Annotated in this window: 19 protein-coding genes and 1 tRNA gene; all 20 read right to left on the reverse strand. The window is 46.3% G+C overall.

Going from position 1 to position 17,903, the window contains the following annotated elements:
* Positions 1–33: 33 nt before the first annotated feature.
* The 20 genes from ACO0K4_RS07725 to tpiA all read right to left on the reverse strand — a co-directional run bounded on the left by ACO0K4_RS07725 (position 34) and on the right by tpiA (position 17,869).
* Positions 34–465 carry a hypothetical protein gene (locus ACO0K4_RS07725; RefSeq protein ID WP_422956047.1) on the reverse strand — a complete coding sequence of 144 codons (432 nt, stop codon included), beginning with the start codon at positions 463–465 and terminating at the stop codon, positions 34–36.
* A gap of 215 nt (positions 466–680) precedes the next feature.
* Positions 681–1,256 (reverse strand): NUDIX domain-containing protein, encoded by a 576-nt coding sequence (locus ACO0K4_RS07730; protein WP_422956048.1) that lies wholly within the window; start codon positions 1,254–1,256, stop codon positions 681–683.
* A complete protein-coding gene (locus tag ACO0K4_RS07735; RefSeq protein WP_422956049.1) occupies positions 1,249–1,557 on the reverse strand; it encodes a DUF2818 family protein in 309 nt (102 codons plus the stop codon). Before ACO0K4_RS07735 ends, ACO0K4_RS07730 begins: the two co-directional genes overlap by 8 nt.
* 22 nt (positions 1,558–1,579) lie before the next feature.
* Positions 1,580–3,055: an NADH-quinone oxidoreductase subunit NuoN gene (gene nuoN, locus ACO0K4_RS07740; RefSeq protein WP_422956050.1), complete on the reverse strand. Its 1,476-nt coding sequence runs from the start codon at positions 3,053–3,055 to the stop codon at positions 1,580–1,582.
* Between the two features lie 158 nt (positions 3,056–3,213).
* Positions 3,214–4,707 carry an NADH-quinone oxidoreductase subunit M gene (locus ACO0K4_RS07745; protein ID WP_422956051.1) on the reverse strand — a complete coding sequence of 498 codons (1,494 nt, stop codon included), beginning with the start codon at positions 4,705–4,707 and terminating at the stop codon, positions 3,214–3,216.
* A gap of 21 nt (positions 4,708–4,728) precedes the next feature.
* Positions 4,729–6,789 (reverse strand): NADH-quinone oxidoreductase subunit L, encoded by a 2,061-nt coding sequence (gene nuoL, locus ACO0K4_RS07750; protein WP_422956052.1) that lies wholly within the window; start codon positions 6,787–6,789, stop codon positions 4,729–4,731.
* A gap of 101 nt (positions 6,790–6,890) precedes the next feature.
* A complete protein-coding gene (nuoK, locus tag ACO0K4_RS07755; protein ID WP_262835889.1) occupies positions 6,891–7,199 on the reverse strand; it encodes an NADH-quinone oxidoreductase subunit NuoK in 309 nt (102 codons plus the stop codon).
* Complete coding sequence (locus tag ACO0K4_RS07760) at positions 7,200–7,847, reverse strand: NADH-quinone oxidoreductase subunit J (protein WP_422956053.1); 648 nt, start codon at positions 7,845–7,847, stop codon at positions 7,200–7,202. It lies immediately after the preceding gene.
* Positions 7,848–7,874: 27 nt separating this feature from the next.
* On the reverse strand, positions 7,875–8,363 hold the full coding sequence (gene nuoI / locus ACO0K4_RS07765; protein WP_422956054.1) for an NADH-quinone oxidoreductase subunit NuoI: 489 nt from the start codon (positions 8,361–8,363) through the stop codon (positions 7,875–7,877).
* A gap of 12 nt (positions 8,364–8,375) precedes the next feature.
* A complete protein-coding gene (gene nuoH / locus ACO0K4_RS07770) occupies positions 8,376–9,440 on the reverse strand; it encodes an NADH-quinone oxidoreductase subunit NuoH (RefSeq protein WP_422956055.1) in 1,065 nt (354 codons plus the stop codon).
* Entirely contained in the window at positions 9,440–11,767 is a 2,328-nt protein-coding gene (gene nuoG / locus ACO0K4_RS07775; protein WP_422956056.1) for an NADH-quinone oxidoreductase subunit NuoG, read from the reverse strand. Before nuoG ends, nuoH begins: the two co-directional genes overlap by 1 nt.
* Before the next feature lie 32 nt (positions 11,768–11,799).
* Positions 11,800–13,095, reverse strand: a complete 1,296-nt coding sequence (gene nuoF, locus ACO0K4_RS07780; RefSeq protein ID WP_422956057.1) for an NADH-quinone oxidoreductase subunit NuoF — start codon at positions 13,093–13,095, stop codon at positions 11,800–11,802.
* The gene (gene nuoE / locus ACO0K4_RS07785) at positions 13,095–13,583 is read right to left on the reverse strand and encodes an NADH-quinone oxidoreductase subunit NuoE (RefSeq protein ID WP_422956058.1); all 489 of its coding nucleotides are present in this window, start codon (positions 13,581–13,583) and stop codon (positions 13,095–13,097) included. Before nuoE ends, nuoF begins: the two co-directional genes overlap by 1 nt.
* A gap of 40 nt (positions 13,584–13,623) precedes the next feature.
* Positions 13,624–14,877: an NADH-quinone oxidoreductase subunit D gene (locus ACO0K4_RS07790; protein ID WP_422956059.1), complete on the reverse strand. Its 1,254-nt coding sequence runs from the start codon at positions 14,875–14,877 to the stop codon at positions 13,624–13,626.
* On the reverse strand, positions 14,877–15,473 hold the full coding sequence (locus ACO0K4_RS07795; RefSeq protein ID WP_422956060.1) for an NADH-quinone oxidoreductase subunit C: 597 nt from the start codon (positions 15,471–15,473) through the stop codon (positions 14,877–14,879). The genes ACO0K4_RS07790 and ACO0K4_RS07795 overlap by 1 nt, the downstream gene beginning before the upstream one ends.
* A gap of 39 nt (positions 15,474–15,512) precedes the next feature.
* On the reverse strand, positions 15,513–15,989 hold the full coding sequence (locus ACO0K4_RS07800) for a NuoB/complex I 20 kDa subunit family protein (protein ID WP_262835880.1): 477 nt from the start codon (positions 15,987–15,989) through the stop codon (positions 15,513–15,515).
* Between the two features lie 6 nt (positions 15,990–15,995).
* Positions 15,996–16,355, reverse strand: a complete 360-nt coding sequence (locus ACO0K4_RS07805; RefSeq protein WP_422956061.1) for an NADH-quinone oxidoreductase subunit A — start codon at positions 16,353–16,355, stop codon at positions 15,996–15,998.
* Between the two features lie 112 nt (positions 16,356–16,467).
* Positions 16,468–16,552: transfer RNA gene (locus tag ACO0K4_RS07810), tRNA-Leu, on the reverse strand.
* 85 nt (positions 16,553–16,637) lie between these two features.
* Positions 16,638–17,009, reverse strand: a complete 372-nt coding sequence (secG, locus tag ACO0K4_RS07815) for a preprotein translocase subunit SecG (RefSeq protein WP_422956062.1) — start codon at positions 17,007–17,009, stop codon at positions 16,638–16,640.
* Positions 17,010–17,119: 110 nt separating this feature from the next.
* Entirely contained in the window at positions 17,120–17,869 is a 750-nt protein-coding gene (gene tpiA, locus ACO0K4_RS07820) for a triose-phosphate isomerase (protein ID WP_422956063.1), read from the reverse strand.
* Positions 17,870–17,903: the final 34 nt, after the last annotated feature.

Genomic DNA, 17,903 nt, shown 5'->3' on the forward strand with positions numbered 1-17,903 from the left:
GCCACTCATCTTCCCGTTGATCAGATCAGAAACTTAACGGATAAGCGTCGGAGACAGTGGCGTAATTTTTCCAAACTCAGCACTTGGCAAAGCCATCATAACTGTATGAATAATGATTTCAATTGCTGGTTTTGCCAGACACAACCAAACGATCATACGACTAGCGTGATCCACAGGCTGCATGCGGATATAGGTAACCAACTTGCCACAACGATTTAATATCAGATGCCTTAATTCGGCAGCGCAATCACTATCCACAGTAATTCTCATCATAAAATCTGGTGCCACAACTTGTCGTTGAATACGATAAGACACCTTAGGAAACGTAACTGTTGTTGACGTGTATTTTGGTTTCGCAAGAGACGGGTTATTATTGCTACTACCCGATGAGAGAGTTTTTGCGGAGGTCAATGCGGAAACCAAAGAAAAGCGCGAAGAACTAGATGCTGAGGTAATGCGATTCATAGAAGTAACACAAGTTGTTGTGGTGATTTCAAGATAGCACCAGCACGGTAAAGATTCTCTAAAAAGGTCCGTTCAAGATATAAACATGACGTAAAAATGACTTACGTCTGTTTTTTTCACGGCAATAAAAAAGCCACTTTTCACAAAGTGGCTGGTTTGATTTTGATGTGGATTTTCAACTTACATTGTCAATTTTTCTAATGACTATTAAAGCATCACCAGTTTTCAGAAATTATTTTTTGAAGCCAGAAACTGCCGATGATAGTTTTCACATCCGTGATTTTGCCAGTTTTCACCCAGTCTAAAAGTTCAGGAATAGTCGCAGTAAACGTTTCGAGAAACTCTTCTTCATCTAACTGCGCTTTTCCGGCGACTAAGCCTTTGGCGAGAAAAATATCCAAATGCTCGTCTGAGTACGCAATTGCGTTATGAATCGTACACAGATAGCGCCAATCGGTTGCGGTATAGCCAGTCTCTTCAAGCAATTCGCGCTTAGCGCAAACTAAGGCATCTTCATCCGGATCAATTTTACCAGCCGGGAATTCGATAAATACCTGATTGAGCGGATAGCGAAACTGACGCTCCATCAACACAGTACCGTCATCAAGCAATGGCAAAATGACGACCGCGCCAGGATGCTTTATATATTCACGGGTAACTTGATTAGAATCAGGTAAACGAACGATATCTTTTTCGACTTTAAGAAAACTACCCGAGTAAGCGAGCTCACCACTCAGTTTTATTTCAGCGAGATGAGGATTCGCATCCGGACTCAGTGTCAGCTTATCCATGCTGTTTTCTCAGGTAGCGATATACAAAACCCGGAAACGCAAGAACTATGAACAGGCATGAGGTGATCGCATAAAATTCCCAGGTCTGTGGGAAGCGATTACCTGCTGTAGATTCGAGCAAACTTGCGATAAACCCGAGCGAGAAATAGAAAGTAGTTAGTTCAAGCAACCGTAACCAAAAAGGCTTTGCGAGCCAGCTTGATAATGGAATGATTCCAAACAGGCGATCGTTGAAAAACGGTAAATTGGCTGCGATTATCGCCAGGATAATCACCAGCCAGGCAGATGCAGAAACTTCCACTACGGAGTGTCCGGAAAATACATCAAGACGCCAGGGTCTTGATGATTGCATTGGTGCAAGCCGACATCAAAGAACCTGGCATTAAACCCATCACCAGAACAGCAATGCCGTTAATACTAAGAACAATACGCATATCTGTGCTAGCGACGATCGCATGCTGATCTGCCGGCTGATCAAAGTACATCAATTTCACTACGCGAATGTAGTAGAAAGCGCCTATCAATGAGAACAGAACCGCTGCCACAGCGAGCCATACCTGGCCAGTTGCCAACACAGCTTTTAATACAGACAATTTTGCGTAGAAACCCATCATTGGCGGGATACCCGCCAATGAGAACATCAATAGCAGCATCACCAGTGCAAACCATGGGCTACGTTTGTTCAGGCCTTTCAAATCGTCGAGATTTTCAGCTTCAAAACCTGAACGCGCCAGTAACATAATCACGCCAAAAGTACCCAGCGTCGTCAGCACGTAAGTGATGCTGTAGAACATAGAGGCACTGTAAGCCTCGGCAGCAAAACTTGTATTGTGACCTACCACACCTGACAACAAGCCCAATAGCATAAATCCCATCTGGGAGATCGTCGAGTAAGCAAGCATACGCTTCAGATTTGTCTGAGCGATCGCCGTGATGTTACCGATTGCCATTGACATGACAGCTAATACGACCAGCATTTGCTGCCAGTCTATCGCTTGTGGGAAAAGTCCTTCAACAAGCAGACGGAAACAAATAGCGAACGCAGCGAGTTTCGGCGCACCGCCCAGTAACAACGTAACTGCGGTTGGAGATCCCTGATAAACGTCAGGCACCCACATATGGAAGGGTACGACACCTAGTTTAAATGCCAGACCAGCGACAAGGAAGACAATACCAAATACTAAAATCTGCTTGTTTGCAGCAGGTGAAGCGGCCGCCTTGGCTACTTCTGCCAGATCCAGCGACCCAGTTGCACCATACAACATGGATATCCCATACAACAGGAAACCAGATGCCAGAGCGCCGAGAATGAAATACTTCATTGCCGCTTCTGTTGACACAGTATGATCTCTGCGCAATGCAACCAGGGCGTAAAGAGATAATGACATCAATTCCAAACCAAGATAAATCACCAGGAAATTATTACCCGAAATCATTACCATCTGACCAAGCAAAGAAAACAAGGCAAGTACATAGAACTCGCCACCTAATTTATCATTAGTCATGCCACGATCAGCCGCATATTGGCGACCATAAATCAATGTCAAACCGACTGCTATATAAGAAAATAATTTAAGCAAATTCGACATCGGGTCAGACACGAACATTTTATTACTTAGGTAAACCGAAATATCTCCGCTAGGATTCATCACTGTCAACACGCCACATACCGCCAGAGTCAGGATACTCAGTGCGTATGTCACGTTACGTTTATCATCTGCTAAAAACATGTCGATCAACAAAATTACGCAGATCGCCAGGAGCAAAAAGATTTCAGGATAAAGTGGTATCAGGTTCATATAGTTTCGTTTGTACTAAGTGCTAGCATCGATCTGTAGTTGCGCAAGCATTTTGTATGCTCGTTCACAATCCAGTCTTTTATTATTTCCAAGCGTATCGTCCGGCTTATTGCTCAGTTAGCCGCTCAACTCATTGTTCAGCAAATTACTCAACGTACTCAGGGTGTGATCTTTGTCGCTGCAACATGCTTTAATAAATCCGCAACAGACACTTGCATTGCATCAGTGAATGGCGCTGGATACAAACCCATTGCAATCACCGCAATCGCTAAAACACCCAACATGAAAAATTCGCGTTTATTAAGGTCTGTCAATTGTGCGACATGCTCATGCACAATCGCACCGAACACAACCCGCTTTACCATCCAGAGGGAGTAAGCAGCACCGAAGATCAGCGCGGTTGCCGCTAGCATACCAATCCAGAAATTAAATTGGACCGCACCAAGGATCACCATGAATTCGCCGACAAATCCCGATGTCGCTGGTAAGCCACAGTTCGCCATTGAGAAGAGAACAAATAAAGCGGCAAATTTAGGCATCGTGTTCACAACGCCGCCGTAATCAACGATCTGACGAGAATGCACGCGGTCATACAAAACACCGATACACAAGAACATCGCACCGGAAATAAAGCCATGCGAAATCATCTGAACAATCGCACCTTGCACCGACATGTCGTTAAACATGAAGAAACCTAGTGTCACAAAACCCATGTGAGCGATGGAAGAATACGCAACCAGCTTCTTCATATCTGCCTGTACCAGTGCCACCAGACCAATGTAGATAACGGCGATCAGGGACAAGGTAATAATAAATCCGGACAAATAATGACTAGCATCTGGTGCAATCGGCAGAGAAAAACGCAAGAAACCATAGGCACCCAATTTCAACATGATGGCCGCCAGAACAACCGAACCGCCGGTTGGCGCTTCTACGTGGGCATCAGGCAACCACGTATGTACTGGCCACATTGGTACTTTGACCGCAAACGCCATCAGGAACGCCAGGAAAATCATAATCTGTGTTGACAATGGCAATGGCAACTGATGCCAGGCCAAAATATCGAAGCTATTCCCAGCCTTAAAATACAGGTAGATAATGGCGACCAAAGTCAGCAGGGAACCCATCAATGTGTAGAGGAAGAACTTGAATGCGGCATACACGCGATTTGGCCCCCCCCAGACACCAACGATAATGAACATCGGTATCAGAGTCGCCTCAAAAAATACATAAAACAGCAATCCGTCAGTGGCACAGAAAACACCAATCATCAGACCTGACAATATCAGGAAAGCGCCCATGTATTGCGCCACTTGTTTTTCGATGACTTCCCAGGCAGCAATCACAACAATTACCGTAATGAAGGCAGTCAATGGCACCAGCCATAGTGAGATACCGTCGATGCCTAATGCGTAAAAGACGTTCAAGCGCTCGATCCAGGCACTCTTTTCTACAAACTGCATACCATGCGCTGCATTATCAAAGCGTTCAATCAAAGGGACTGTCACTAGCAGGCTAGCTAGTGAGCCGATTAACGAGACACCCCGTGTCAGACCAGGATTGCTATCGCGACCAAATGCCAGCACAAAGAGTCCAAAAATAATGGGACACCATATTGCGAGACTGAGTAAGTAAGAAGTTGACTGCATCATGAGTTCTTTTTTATGAATTACTTATTTAGCTAACGGGAACATGAAGGGGAACATGAAGTAAGACAAGAAGCCTAATACTCCAAGAATCATCACAAACGCATAGTGATACAGATAACCAGTCTGCAACAAACGCACTCCCTTAGATAACCAACCAACCAGTTTGGCACTACCGTTAACGATGAGGCCATCAATCAAGCTTTTATCGCCGACATTCCACAAGCCGCCACCCAATAAACGTGCGCCACCAGCAAAGACGATTTCATTAAACCTGTCCATATAATATTTATTATCAAGCAGCGCGTAGATTGGACCTACGTTCTTTTTAATTGCCGCAGGAATTGATGGCTTAAACATATAAAACACATAAGAAGTCGCTACGCCAGCCAGAGCCAGCCAGAATGGTAGAGATGTCAGTGCATGTATTGCCATCGCTACCGGGCCATGGAATTCGTGTTTAAGCTCTTCCATTGCATGATGCGCTTCATCAACAAAAATAACGCCCTTGAAGAAGTCACCGAACAACATTGGCTCTATCGCGAGGAACCCTATCACGACAGATGGAATCGCCAGCAAGACCAGGGGCAGCCAGACGACCATTGGTGACTCATGTGGTTTTTGACCCGGAGCCAAACCGTGATGATGATCATGGTCATCGTGCGCACCTGCGTGGTGATCGTCATGGGCATCGTGATGATGCGTCTGTCCGAAATTCTCTTTTCCGTGGAACACCAGGAAATACATACGGAAGGAATAAAAAGCGGTAACGAACACACCGGCAAGTACTGCAAATTGGGCAAAGCTTGCGCCTGGTAAGTGGGATGCCTGTACCGCTTCAATAATGCTATCTTTGGAATAGAAACCAGAGAAAAACGGCGTACCAATCAATGCTAATGAACCCAGCAAAGAAGTGATCCAGGTAATTGGCATGTATTTACGCAAGCCGCCCATGTTGCGGATATCCTGATCATGATGCATTCCAATGATCACTGAACCAGCGGCTAAGAACAATAACGCTTTGAAGAACGCATGAGTCATCAGGTGAAATACAGCGACAGAATAAGCGGAAGCACCCAAGGCAACCGTCATGTAGCCTAACTGCGACAGAGTTGAATACGCCACGACGCGTTTGATGTCATTCTGGATGATACCCAGGAAACCCATGAATAACGCAGTAATCGAACCGATCACCAAAATAAAGGATAAGGCCGTATCAGACAGTTCAAACAATGGCGACATGCGCGATACCATGAAGATACCTGCGGTAACCATGGTCGCCGCGTGGATTAAAGCGGAGATCGGGGTCGGGCCTTCCATCGAATCTGGCAACCAGACATGCAGCGGGAATTGTGCAGACTTACCCATTGCGCCAATAAACAAGCAGATACACGCAACAGTAATTAGCATCCAATCTGTTCCGGGCAATAAAACCTTCGCCAGCTCTTCTTTTTTAGCAAACACTTCCGCATAGTTCATCGAACCTGCATAGGCTAATAACAAACCAATTCCCAAAATGAAACCAAAGTCGCCTACTCGATTTACCAGGAAGGCTTTCATATTTGCGTAAATCGCCGTTGGCTTGGTATACCAAAAACCGATCAGCAAGTAAGAGACCAGACCAACCGCTTCCCAGCCAAAGAATAACTGCAAGAAGTTATTACTCATGACCAGCATCAGCATGGAGAACGTAAATAAGGAAATATATGAAAAGAAGCGGTTGTAACCTTCATCTTCTGCCATATAGCCGATGGTATAGATATGTACCATCAATGAAACGAAGGTAACGACGCACATCATCATCGCTGTCAGGCTATCGACTAAGAAACCGACTTCCAGTTTCAAGCCTGCGACTTGCATCCACTGATATAAAGTACCGTTATAAGTTGCGCCATCCGCCACTGCTGACAACGTCATGCAGGAAATAATGAACGCAATCAACACGCCTGAAATAGTCGCAGTATGAGATACCTTACGACCTACCAGATTGCCAAAAAATTTTGTACCTAACAGACCCGCAATGGCAGAGCCTGCAAGAGGTGCCAATGGTACAGCCAGTAGTAAATGTGGGTTAAGTTGCCCCGCCATGATGACCCTTTGTTAGCTTATTACTTTTTTTAAATCGCCAGTGAGTTTAATCTGGTTGTCATTGCATCCAAAGATCACAATTAGACAACAGGCAAAACTCATTATCCTTTGAGCGCATCCAGATCTTCTACATCAATGGTATCCATATTACGGAACATCACCACGAGGATAGCAAGGCCAATCGCAGATTCTGCAGCAGCCACGGTCAGGATAAAGAACACAAAAATCTGCCCCGCTGCATCACCAAGATAATGCGAAAATGCAATGAAATTCATGTTGACGGCAAGCAGCATCAACTCAATTGCCATCAACAGAACAATAATATTTTTACGATTCAGAAAAATACCGACGATAGAGATAGCGAATAAAATCGCACCCAATATCAGGTAATGTGTCAATGTTAAAGTCATTTACGCCTCTGTCTGTTCTGTTGTTCCACCCAGGCCAGCTCTGTCGCGGGCACGTTCAGAATCGGCAACCATACTGACCATACGAACACGGTCATTACGCTTCACTTTGACTGCTTCGGCAGGATCAAAATATTTACTATCTTTACGACGGCGTAAAGTCAGCGCGACAGCGGCTACGATCGCCACCAGGAGAATCGCAGCAGCAACCTCGAAAGCAAACATGTAGTGAGTGAAGATTTCTATGCCTAGTGACTTGGTGTTACCAATATTGTCTGATGCAGCAGGAATATGATTATCAGGACGCAAAAATCCGCGCCATAGCACTGCTGACATTTCCAGAACAATGGCGACACCGACACAAGCAGCAAGAGGAAAATGACTCCAGAAGCCCTGACGTAACTTATCCATATTTATGTCAAGCATCATCACAACAAACAAGAACAACACCATCACTGCGCCGACGTACACTAGCACCAGTACGATCGCCAAAAATTCAGCCTTCAACAACAACCAGATACCTGCTGCAGTAAAAAAAGCGAGAACTAAAAATAACGCAGCATGTACCGGGCTTCGGGCGGTAATAACCTGAATCGATGCGAAAATCAGAATCGCAGCAAACACGTAAAATAAAGCAGTGGTAAATTCCATAGCGAGCTAAATCCTAGTTACACCGAATTAACGGTAAGCCGCATCAGCGGCGCGAGCGGCAGCGATTTCTGTTTCATAGCGATCACCTATGGCCAACAGCATCTCTTTGGTGAAATATAAATCACCACGCTTTTCACCGTGATATTCCAATACGTGAGTTTCTACAATCGAATCTACCGGACATGATTCTTCGCAAAATCCGCAAAAAATACACTTGGTTAGATCGATATCGTAACGCGTCGTGCGACGTGATCCGTCTTCCCGTTGATCAGACTCAATCGTAATCGCCATTGCCGGACAGACTGCTTCACACAACTTGCAGGCGATGCAACGCTCTTCTCCGTTCGGATAACGACGTAAAGCATGTAAACCACGAAAACGTGGAGATTGCGGTGTTTTTTCTTCTGGAAATTGCACTGTAATTTTGCGTGCGAACATATAGCGACCAGTCAAAGCCAGTCCCTTTAGTAATTCGCGCAGCATCAGGCTGCCAAAAAAATCCTTAATTGCTTCCATTTTTTTAGCCTCTTACTTCCAAATATTCCATGGAGTTTGCATCCATGCTGCGACAATCACCAGGTACACTAGGGTCAACGGGATAAATACTTTCCAGCCCAAACGCATGATCTGATCATAGCGATAGCGTGGGAAAGATGCACGTGCCCAAATAAACATGGAAACTACGAAGAAGGTCTTGATACCAAGCCAGATCCAGCCTGGTATGAAATCCAAGAAACCTAGCGGTGCAGACCAACCGCCGAGGAACATCAGAGATGCCATTGCAGAAATCAAAATCATGTTTGCATATTCGGCAAGGAAAAACATTGCAAATGACATTCCTGAATATTCCACCATATGCCCGGCAACAATCTCTGATTCACCCTCAACCACGTCGAACGGATGACGATTTGTTTCTGCAATACCAGAAATTACATAAACTACGAACACCGGCAATAAAGGTAACCAATTCCATGAAAAAATATTCAATCCGTGGCTGGCAGCAAAACCGTGAGTTTGACTATTCACGATATCTGTCAAATTTAAGCTACCAGAGACCATCAGTACGATGACTAATACGAAGCCCATCGCAATTTCATACGAAACCATTTGGGCTGAAGCCCGCATCGCACCAAGAAATGCATACTTTGAGTTGGATGCCCAGCCGGCAATGATGATCCCGTACACTTCCATTGAAGTGATCGCCATTACCAGCAAAAGACCAGCGTTGACATTTGCCAGTACTGTTTCTGGTCCGAATGGAATCACTGACCAAGCAGCCAATGCCGGCATAATCGTCATGATTGGAGCCAGAATAAACAATACTTTATTGGCCTTGGCGGGAACAATAATTTCCTTCAGCAGCAATTTCAGTGCATCAGCGATTGGTTGCAGTAAACCAGCGGGACCCACGCGATTCGGACCAAGGCGGATATGCATCCAACCTATCATCTTACGTTCCCATAAGGTCAGGTAAGCAACGCAACCCATTACAGGCAAAGTGATGCAGACAATTTTTATAAGAGTCCACACCAGAGGCCATAGGCCGCCCAGATATTGCTGTCCATATGCTTGAATAGTGAGTAACAAATTCATTACGCACGCTCCACAGTAACAGCACCAAACATTGGACCTAATGACTTAGTTAAAATATGGCCTGCGGCAAGGCGGACAACGTTATCAGGTAAGTTCTTACCCAGAACCACTGGCAATACTGCAGACCCATGGCCTTGTGTGATCTTGACGTAATCGCCGTCTTTTAAACTTAACTTTGCAAACTGCGCTGCACTCAGATGAATTTCAGGCGCCTTTGCATCTCTGGTCTTTTGCAAGGACTCAGATCTTCTGACAATGGCATCTGTACTGTAAATCGACACATCCGCAATCCTTTCCAGGCCTTGAGAAATAACAGCACTCGCCAGCACAGGAATGTCAGTGACACTCATATTATTGAGGCTTGTCGCTACTGTCGCGACATCCTTGCCCAGCAAAGCATCGCGAATTGCCTCGGAGGTTTCGAACTCAAACTCAGGCAAGTCAAGCAGATTACCGAGCACGCGCAATACTTTCCAAGCCGGACGAGTATCACCCAGCGGCTTCACCACGCCATGGAAACTTTGTACGCGACCTTCACAGTTAATGAAAGTACCGGCAGTTTCTGTAAAAGGCGACACTGGTAGCAACACATCAGCGTAATCTAAACCGTGTTTGTAGGCAGACAAAGAAACAACCATTTCAGCCTGATCCAGGGCAGACCTTGCTTGCTGGGGATTAGCGCAATCTAATTCAGGTTCTGCATGCAAAAGCACGTATGCTTTTTTTGCCTGTGCAAATAAGTTTTGCGCATTTGCTGCATTACTTGGCACAGCGCCGGCAAGATATCCACCCACCGTATTCGCGGCTTCGGTCAGATAACCGAAACTTGCACCAGCATTCTGTGCAATCCATTGCGACAAAGCGTGTAGTTTTGCAGCATCAGGATGTTGCGCGGCGGCGTTACCCAAAAATATCCCCGCATTAGCTTTCAAGATACCATCGGCAATCAATGCTGCTTTTTCAGATACTTGGACTTGTTCAAAGCCAGCAGGTTTTGAGATTTCTTTTTTAACCGCAACAGCAACTGCAATCTCTGCAAGGAAATTCAACCAGGCAGACGGTGCTAGTACGGCATTGTTTGCTAATTTGATCAGCAACTCATCGTCTGTTGCATGCAGGATACTCAACTTGGCGCCCATTTTGACCGATTGACGCAAACGCGCAGCCAGCAGCGGGTGATCCTTACGTAAGAAGGAGCCAATGACGAAAACACTCTTCAATTGTGCAAAATCAACAATCGACATGCCCAGCCAAGGCATAACCTTGCTATCTAACGAGAAATCAGATTGACGCAGGCGGAAGTCCACATTATCGGAACCAAGACCACGAACGACCTTTTGTAGCAAGCTAAGCTCTTCCAGGGTCGAACTTGGCGTAGCTGCTGCCGCAATAGCAGCAGCACCATGTTCATGTTTAATATTGCGCAAGCCATGTGCCACATATTCCAGGGCTGTTTGCCAGTCAGTTTCCTGCCACTGGCCACCTTGTTTAATCATTGGCTTAGTCAGGCGTTCTTCGCTGTTCAAACCTTCATAAGCAAAGCGATCTTTATCGGAAATCCAGCATTCATTGACCGCTTCGTTTTCCAAAGGTACGACACGCATCACTTTGTTGTTCTTCACCTGAACAATCAAATTGGCCCCTAGGCCATCATGTGCACTAATCGACTTACGACGGGATAATTCCCAAGTACGTGCTGAATAACGGAAAGGCTTGGATGTCAATGCACCAACCGGACAAAGATCAATCATATTGCCGGACAATTCCGAATCTACGGTCTTGCCAACGAAAGAAGTGATCTCGGAATGCTCGCCGCGACCCAGCATGCCCAGCTCCATCACACCGGCAATTTCCTGGCCGAAACGGACACAGCGGGTGCAGTGGATGCAACGGCTCATTTCTTCCATAGAAATCAATGGGCCGACATTTTTATGAAAAACTACCCGTTTTTCTTCTTCGTAACGTGAGCTGGTGGAACCATATCCGACTGCCAGATCCTGCAGTTGACATTCACCACCCTGATCGCAAATCGGGCAATCCAGAGGGTGATTAATCAACAGGAATTCCATCACGCCTTTTTGTGCTTTAACCGCCTTGTCGCTATTGGATCGCACGATCATGCCGGCCGTCACAGGAGTCGCGCAAGCAGGCAAAGGCTTAGGTGCCTTCTCCACTTCGACCAGACACATACGGCAGTTCGCCGCAATGGATAATTTTTTGTGATAGCAAAAATGCGGAATATATGTGCCAAGTTTGTTGGCAGCATCCATTACCATGCTGCCTTCTTGCACTTCAACTTTTTTGCCGTCTATTTCGATTTCAACCATGGTTTACTCTGAAGTACGCTACCTGAGCTGGCTTAAATGTAAGCGGGAACCAAGCAATGTTTATGCTCGATGTGATATTCAAATTCTTCGCGGAAATTCTTGATGAAGGCGCGTACCGGCATCGCAGCAGCATCACCCAAGGCACAAATAGTACGTCCCTGAATATTGTCTGCAATCGAATTCAGCATGTCGAGATCATCTGCCCTGCCCTGTCCGTGTTCGATGCGATGTACCATACGATATAGCCAGCCCGTACCTTCACGACAAGGTGTACATTGCCCACAAGACTCTTCAAAATAGAAGTAAGACAAACGCAGCAATGACTTGACCATACAACGGGTTTCATCCATTACGATAACGGCACCTGAACCCAGCATCGAACCTGCTTTAGCGATCGAGTCATAGTCCATATCTGTCGCCATCATCACGTCACCAGTCAATACTGGCATTGATGAACCACCGGGAATAACCGCTTTGATTTTCTTGCCATCACGCATGCCACCCGCGAGTTCCAACAAAGTTGCAAACGGCGTACCCAGCGGAACCTCGTAGTTACCCGGTTTGGCCACGTCACCAGACATGGAGAAAATTTTAGTGCCGCCATTGTTTGGCTTACCCAAAGCGGCGTATTTCTCTCCGCCCATAGCAAAAACAAACGGGACTGCCGCAAACGTTTCAGTATTATTGATGGTGGTTGGTTTGCCATACAGACCAAAGCTCGCAGGGAAAGGCGGCTTAAAGCGCGGCTGGCCTTTTTTACCTTCCAAAGATTCCAGCAAGGCAGTCTCTTCACCACAGATATACGCACCATAACCATGAAATGCATGCAACTGGAAAGAGAATTCAGAACCATGAATTTTGTCACCAAGCATACCGGCGGCACGTGCTTCTTCAATCGCCTCTTCGAAGCGATCATAATCAGCAAAAATTTCACCGTGGATATAGTTATAACCGACCGTAATACCCATCGCATAGGCACCGATTGCCATGCCTTCAATCAAGGCATGTGGGTTATAGCGAATAATGTCGCGATCTTTAAACGTACCCGGCTCGCCTTCGTCAGTATTGCAGACCAAATATTTTTGCCCGGGATATTGACGTGGCATGAAGCTCCACTTCAAACCCGTCGGAAAACCTGCACCACCGCGACCGCGCAAAGAAGATGCTTTCAGCTCAGCAATGACCTGCTCAGGCGGGATTTTTTCGTCAAGAATACGTTTTAAAGACTGGTAGCCACCGCGTGCAACATAGTCTTGCAGGTGCCAGTTTTTGCCGTCCAAGCCAGCAAGAATTAAAGGCTTAATATGGCGATTATGCAGACTCGTCATTATTTGCCCGCCTCTGTGAGTTCTGTTACCAGCGAGTCGATTTTGTCGTTCGACATAAAGCTGCACATACGCTTATTATTCACAAGCATGACAGGTGCATCACCGCATGCCCCCATACATTCACCCTCAACAAGTGTGAACAAACCATCAGGGCTGGTATCTTTGTAATCAAGACCTAATTTTGCTTTGAGATGATGCGCTGCGCGCTCACCACCAGACAAGGCACATGGCAAATTCGTACAAACTGAAATTTTGAATTTACCAACTGGTTTGATATTGTACATATTGTAAAAGGTCGCAACTTCTTGCACCGCAACTGCGGGCATACCGATGTAATCGGCCAAAGTTTGCATCACTTCGGGCGAGATCCAACCAGTTTCATCCTGTGCAATCGCCAATGCTGCCATGACAGCAGACTGACGCTGGTCACCAGGGAACTTTGCCAATTCCCGGTCAATTTTTTTAAATGCCTGCTCTGATAACACCATAGCTTTTGCCTCTATTGTTGACACGCCTTGATTAATTAATCTAGCGGTCAATCTCACCAAACACAATATCTTGCGTACCGATAATCGTCACCGCATCGGCAATCATATGACCCTTTGCCATCTCATCCAATCCCTGCAAATGTGCAAATCCAGGAGCACGAATTTTCAGGCGGTACGGTTTGTTCGCACCGTCAGACATGAGATAAATACCGAACTCGCCTTTTGGATGTTCCACCGCCGCATAAGCTTCTCCAGCGGGGACATGGAATCCTTCGGTAAACAATTTGAAGTGATGGATCAATTCTTCCATATTGGACTTCATATTTACACGTGAAGGCGGTGCGACTTTGTGATTTGTCGTAATCACCGGACCAGCATTATTGCGCAGCCATTCGACACATTGCTTAATGATACGATTTGACTGACGCATCTCTTCAACACGCACCAGATAACGATCATAACTATCACCGTTAACACCAACAGGAATATCGAAATCCAATAAATCGTAAACTTCATACGGCTGTTTTTTACGCAGATCCCACTCAATGCCGGAACCACGCAACATCGGGCCAGTAAACCCCATTGCTTTAGCACGTTCAGGAGAAACGACACCAATACCTACCAGTCGCTGCTTCCAGATACGATTGTCCGTCAGCAAAGTCTCGTACTCATCGACATAGGTTGGAAAGCGGTTTGTAAAATCCTCGATAAAATCTAGCAGAGAACCCTGACGATTTTCGTTCAGAGCTCGCATTGCTTTATCGTTCTTTAATTGCGATGTTGTGAACTTCGGCATTTGCTCTGGCAAATCGCGATAAACACCGCCCGGACGATAGTAAGCAGCATGCAAACGCGCGCCAGACACTGCCTCATAACAGTCCATCAAATCTTCACGTTCACGAAATGCATATAAAAATACTGCCATCGCACCCACGTCCAATGCATGTGCACCGATCCACAGCAAATGATTCAGCAACCGTGTGATTTCATCGAACATTACGCGGATGTATTGCGCGCGCAAAGGCACTTCCAAACCAAGCATCTTTTCGATCGCCATGACGTAGGCGTGCTCATTGGCCATCATCGACACATAGTCGAGACGATCCATGTACGGAACCGATTGCAGAAAAGTTTTTTGCTCAGCCAACTTCTCGGTTGCACGATGCAACAGACCAATATGCGGATCGGCACGCTGAATCACTTCACCATCCAACTCCAGCACCAGACGCAAAACACCGTGAGCAGCAGGATGTTGAGGACCAAAGTTCAGTGTGTAATTTTTAATCTCAGCCATTATTTCACTCCGTAGTGCTCTTCGCGAATGATACGCGGCACATTTTCACGCGGATCTATCGTGACGGGCTGATAGACAACGCGCTTTTGCTCGGAGTCATAACGCATTTCAACATAACCAGATACAGGAAAATCTTTGCGGAAAGGATGACCGATAAAACCATAATCAGTCAAAATGCGACGCAAATCATTGTGACCGTCGAACAAAATACCAAAGAAATCAAATGCTTCGCGCTCATACCAGTTTGCGGCATTCCAGACGTCGATTACGGACGGCAAAACTGGCATTTCATCATCAGCAGCAAATACCCGGACGCGCAAACGCCAGTTATGTTTAATCGACAGCAAGTGAGACACGGCAGCAAAACGTCTGCCAGTCCAGACACCATCACCATACGCTGAATAATCAACGCCGCACAAATCAATCAATTCTTCAAAAGAAGTTGAAGGATGATCACGCAGATCCTGCATCACCTGCAAGTAGGCCTGAGCCGCGACCACAACGGTCAACTCACCCAAAGCAAGAGTGGATTGCAGCAAACGATCGCCCAAGACATCTTTTACCGCTGCCTCGAGGATTTCTAATTTTGTAGTCATAGTGTAAGTGCTGCCCTAAATTCGCTTGAACTGAACAGATTAGCGCGCAATCGTGTTGGTACGTTTGATCTTGTTTTGCAACTGAATAATGCCGTACAACAGAGCCTCTGCAGTTGGCGGACAACCTGGCACATAAATATCAACTGGCACAATACGATCACAACCGCGCACCACAGAGTAAGAGTAGTGATAATAACCACCGCCATTGGCACAAGATCCCATGGAAATGACCCAACGAGGCTCAGCCATCTGATCGTATACTTTACGCAAAGCAGGCGCCATTTTATTACACAGCGTCCCAGCCACAATCATCACATCCGACTGGCGTGGCGATGGGCGAAACACCACACCAAAACGATCCAAATCATATCGTGACGCACCTGCATGCATCATTTCGACCGCACAACAAGCGAGACCAAAAGTCATTGGCCACATCGAACCTGTGCGCGTCCAGTTAATTAGCTTGTCAGCTGTCGTCGTGACGAAGCCTTCGCTCAATACGCCTTCAATTGCCATAATCGATCACTCCCAATCCAGGGCACCCTTTTTCCAGATGTACCAAAAACCAACCGCGAATTCCAAGATAAAACCCAGCATAATCAAGAAACCAGACCAACCCAAGTCGCGCATTGCTACGCCCCAAGGAAAAAAGAAAGCTGTCTCAAGATCAAACAGGATAAACAGAATCGCAACCAGGTAATAACGCACATCAAATTTCATACGTGCATCTTCGAAGGCCTCAAAGCCACATTCGTATGGAGATGTTTTTTGACTATCTGGTTTAAATGGGGCAAGAATGCGACCAAGAATTTGCGGAATTATACCAACCGCAATACCAACCAGAATGAAGAGAAGAACAGGGAAATAATTTTCGAGGTTCACGTTAGGCTACCTGTATTTGAACGCCACATTGAAGTGATTCACTCTAAGAGCAAGAGGAGCATTACCACCACCCCTCCGACCAGACCAGCAAAGAAAACTGGTCGTATTTTTTTGGTGCCGACGACGAGACTCGAACTCGTACAGCTTTCGCCACTACCCCCTCAAGATAGCGTGTCTACCAATTTCACCACGTCGGCTTAAGCCCTGCATTCTACTATGTCTGACGCAATTGTTCAACGCACAATTGCAGACATTCAACGTTTTTTGCAGAGTAAAACCGTTTTATTTCGGGATTTGATTAGCTTGACCCGCTGCACTAGCAGGAGCTGCAACCGAACTGGCCGAAGCAGCCACCGGTGCAGGCACCACTTTTGCCGCCGCAGGCAAGTTATCCAGCACACCACCAGTACTAGTACGATTGCCACCTATGAATGCCAGAGCAAGGGTCGCGCCAAAAAATACTGCAGCAGCGATGCCTGTCGATTTAGATAAAAAGTTAGACGAGCCCGTCGCACCAAACAAACTACCGGAAGCACCAGAGCCAAATGAAGCACCCATATCAGCACCTTTGCCGTGCTGCAAAAGCACCAGACCAATAATTGCCAGCGCGGACAAAACCTGTACAACCACAACCACCGTAAACAAAGTATGCATTCAAAACACCTAAATTAATTAATTTTAAAACTAAATATAAGTCAGCAAAAATGCCAACCCATCATTAATCACATCAACCAACAAACCAACCCCGGCAAGCAGCAAAAGAATTAAGCCGCTTGAATAATTGCCAGGAAATCCACCGCCTTTAATGCCGCACCACCGATCAAGCCACCATCAATATCCGGCATCGCCAGCAACTCTTGTGCATTATCGGGTTTCATACTGCCGCCATACAGAATCTGTACTTTTTCCGCTACCGGAGCATTTTTCAGCGCCAGTTGCTGACGCAACACCGCATGAACATCCTGCGCCATTTGCGGCGTCGCCGTCTTACCGGTACCAATTGCCCAGACTGGCTCATAGGCAACCACCAGGTTTGTCAGCGCATCGACATCAATGACATCCAACACTGCCTGCAATTGCGCAGAAACGACTGAATTGGTTTGCCCCAATTCTCGCTGCTCCAGCGTCTCACCCACACAAACAATCGGCTTTAACCCAGACGCAAGTAACCTCAAGGTTTTTTGCGCCACCAACTCATCCGTGTCACCATGATAAGCACGACGCTCAGAGTGACCAACAATGACATAAGTACAAGAGCAGTCTGCCAGCATCGGCGCAGAAATCTCACCAGTATAAGCTCCCGAAAGATGTACAGAAACATCCTGCGCACCCCAGCCAATATCGCTACCAGATAACAAATTCGCACATTGCATCAGATAAGGTGACGGCGCGCAAACCAAAACATCGCAAGCCACGCCAGCACTTAAGCCAGCACGCAATTCCGACAACAGCGCTTTATTCGAAGCAAAACTGCCATTCATTTTCCAGTTACCAGCAATCAATTTACGTCGCATAGCAGCCCAAAAATTTAATAAACCGTCTATTGTA

Source organism: Undibacterium sp. RuTC16W (assembly GCF_049339445.1).
Lineage (GTDB): Bacteria > Pseudomonadota > Gammaproteobacteria > Burkholderiales > Burkholderiaceae_D > Undibacterium.

Coding starts and splice junctions, on each gene's coding strand:
- ACO0K4_RS07725 (WP_422956047.1), bottom strand. CDS start 465: ATGAATCGCATTACCTCAGCATCTAGTTCTTCGCGCTTTTCTTTGGTT.
- ACO0K4_RS07730 (WP_422956048.1), bottom strand. CDS start 1,256: ATGGATAAGCTGACACTGAGTCCGGATGCGAATCCTCATCTCGCTGAA.
- nuoN (WP_422956050.1), bottom strand. CDS start 3,055: ATGAACCTGATACCACTTTATCCTGAAATCTTTTTGCTCCTGGCGATC.
- ACO0K4_RS07745 (WP_422956051.1), bottom strand. CDS start 4,707: ATGATGCAGTCAACTTCTTACTTACTCAGTCTCGCAATATGGTGTCCC.
- nuoL (WP_422956052.1), bottom strand. CDS start 6,789: ATGGCGGGGCAACTTAACCCACATTTACTACTGGCTGTACCATTGGCA.
- nuoK (WP_262835889.1), bottom strand. CDS start 7,199: ATGACTTTAACATTGACACATTACCTGATATTGGGTGCGATTTTATTC.
- ACO0K4_RS07760 (WP_422956053.1), bottom strand. CDS start 7,847: ATGGAATTTACCACTGCTTTATTTTACGTGTTTGCTGCGATTCTGATT.
- nuoI (WP_422956054.1), bottom strand. CDS start 8,363: ATGGAAGCAATTAAGGATTTTTTTGGCAGCCTGATGCTGCGCGAATTA.
- nuoH (WP_422956055.1), bottom strand. CDS start 9,440: ATGAATTTGTTACTCACTATTCAAGCATATGGACAGCAATATCTGGGC.
- nuoG (WP_422956056.1), bottom strand. CDS start 11,767: ATGGTTGAAATCGAAATAGACGGCAAAAAAGTTGAAGTGCAAGAAGGC.
- nuoF (WP_422956057.1), bottom strand. CDS start 13,095: ATGACGAGTCTGCATAATCGCCATATTAAGCCTTTAATTCTTGCTGGC.
- nuoE (WP_422956058.1), bottom strand. CDS start 13,583: ATGGTGTTATCAGAGCAGGCATTTAAAAAAATTGACCGGGAATTGGCA.
- ACO0K4_RS07790 (WP_422956059.1), bottom strand. CDS start 14,877: ATGGCTGAGATTAAAAATTACACACTGAACTTTGGTCCTCAACATCCT.
- ACO0K4_RS07795 (WP_422956060.1), bottom strand. CDS start 15,473: ATGACTACAAAATTAGAAATCCTCGAGGCAGCGGTAAAAGATGTCTTG.
- ACO0K4_RS07800 (WP_262835880.1), bottom strand. CDS start 15,989: ATGGCAATTGAAGGCGTATTGAGCGAAGGCTTCGTCACGACGACAGCT.
- secG (WP_422956062.1), bottom strand. CDS start 17,009: ATGCATACTTTGTTTACGGTGGTTGTGGTTGTACAGGTTTTGTCCGCG.
- tpiA (WP_422956063.1), bottom strand. CDS start 17,869: ATGCGACGTAAATTGATTGCTGGTAACTGGAAAATGAATGGCAGTTTT.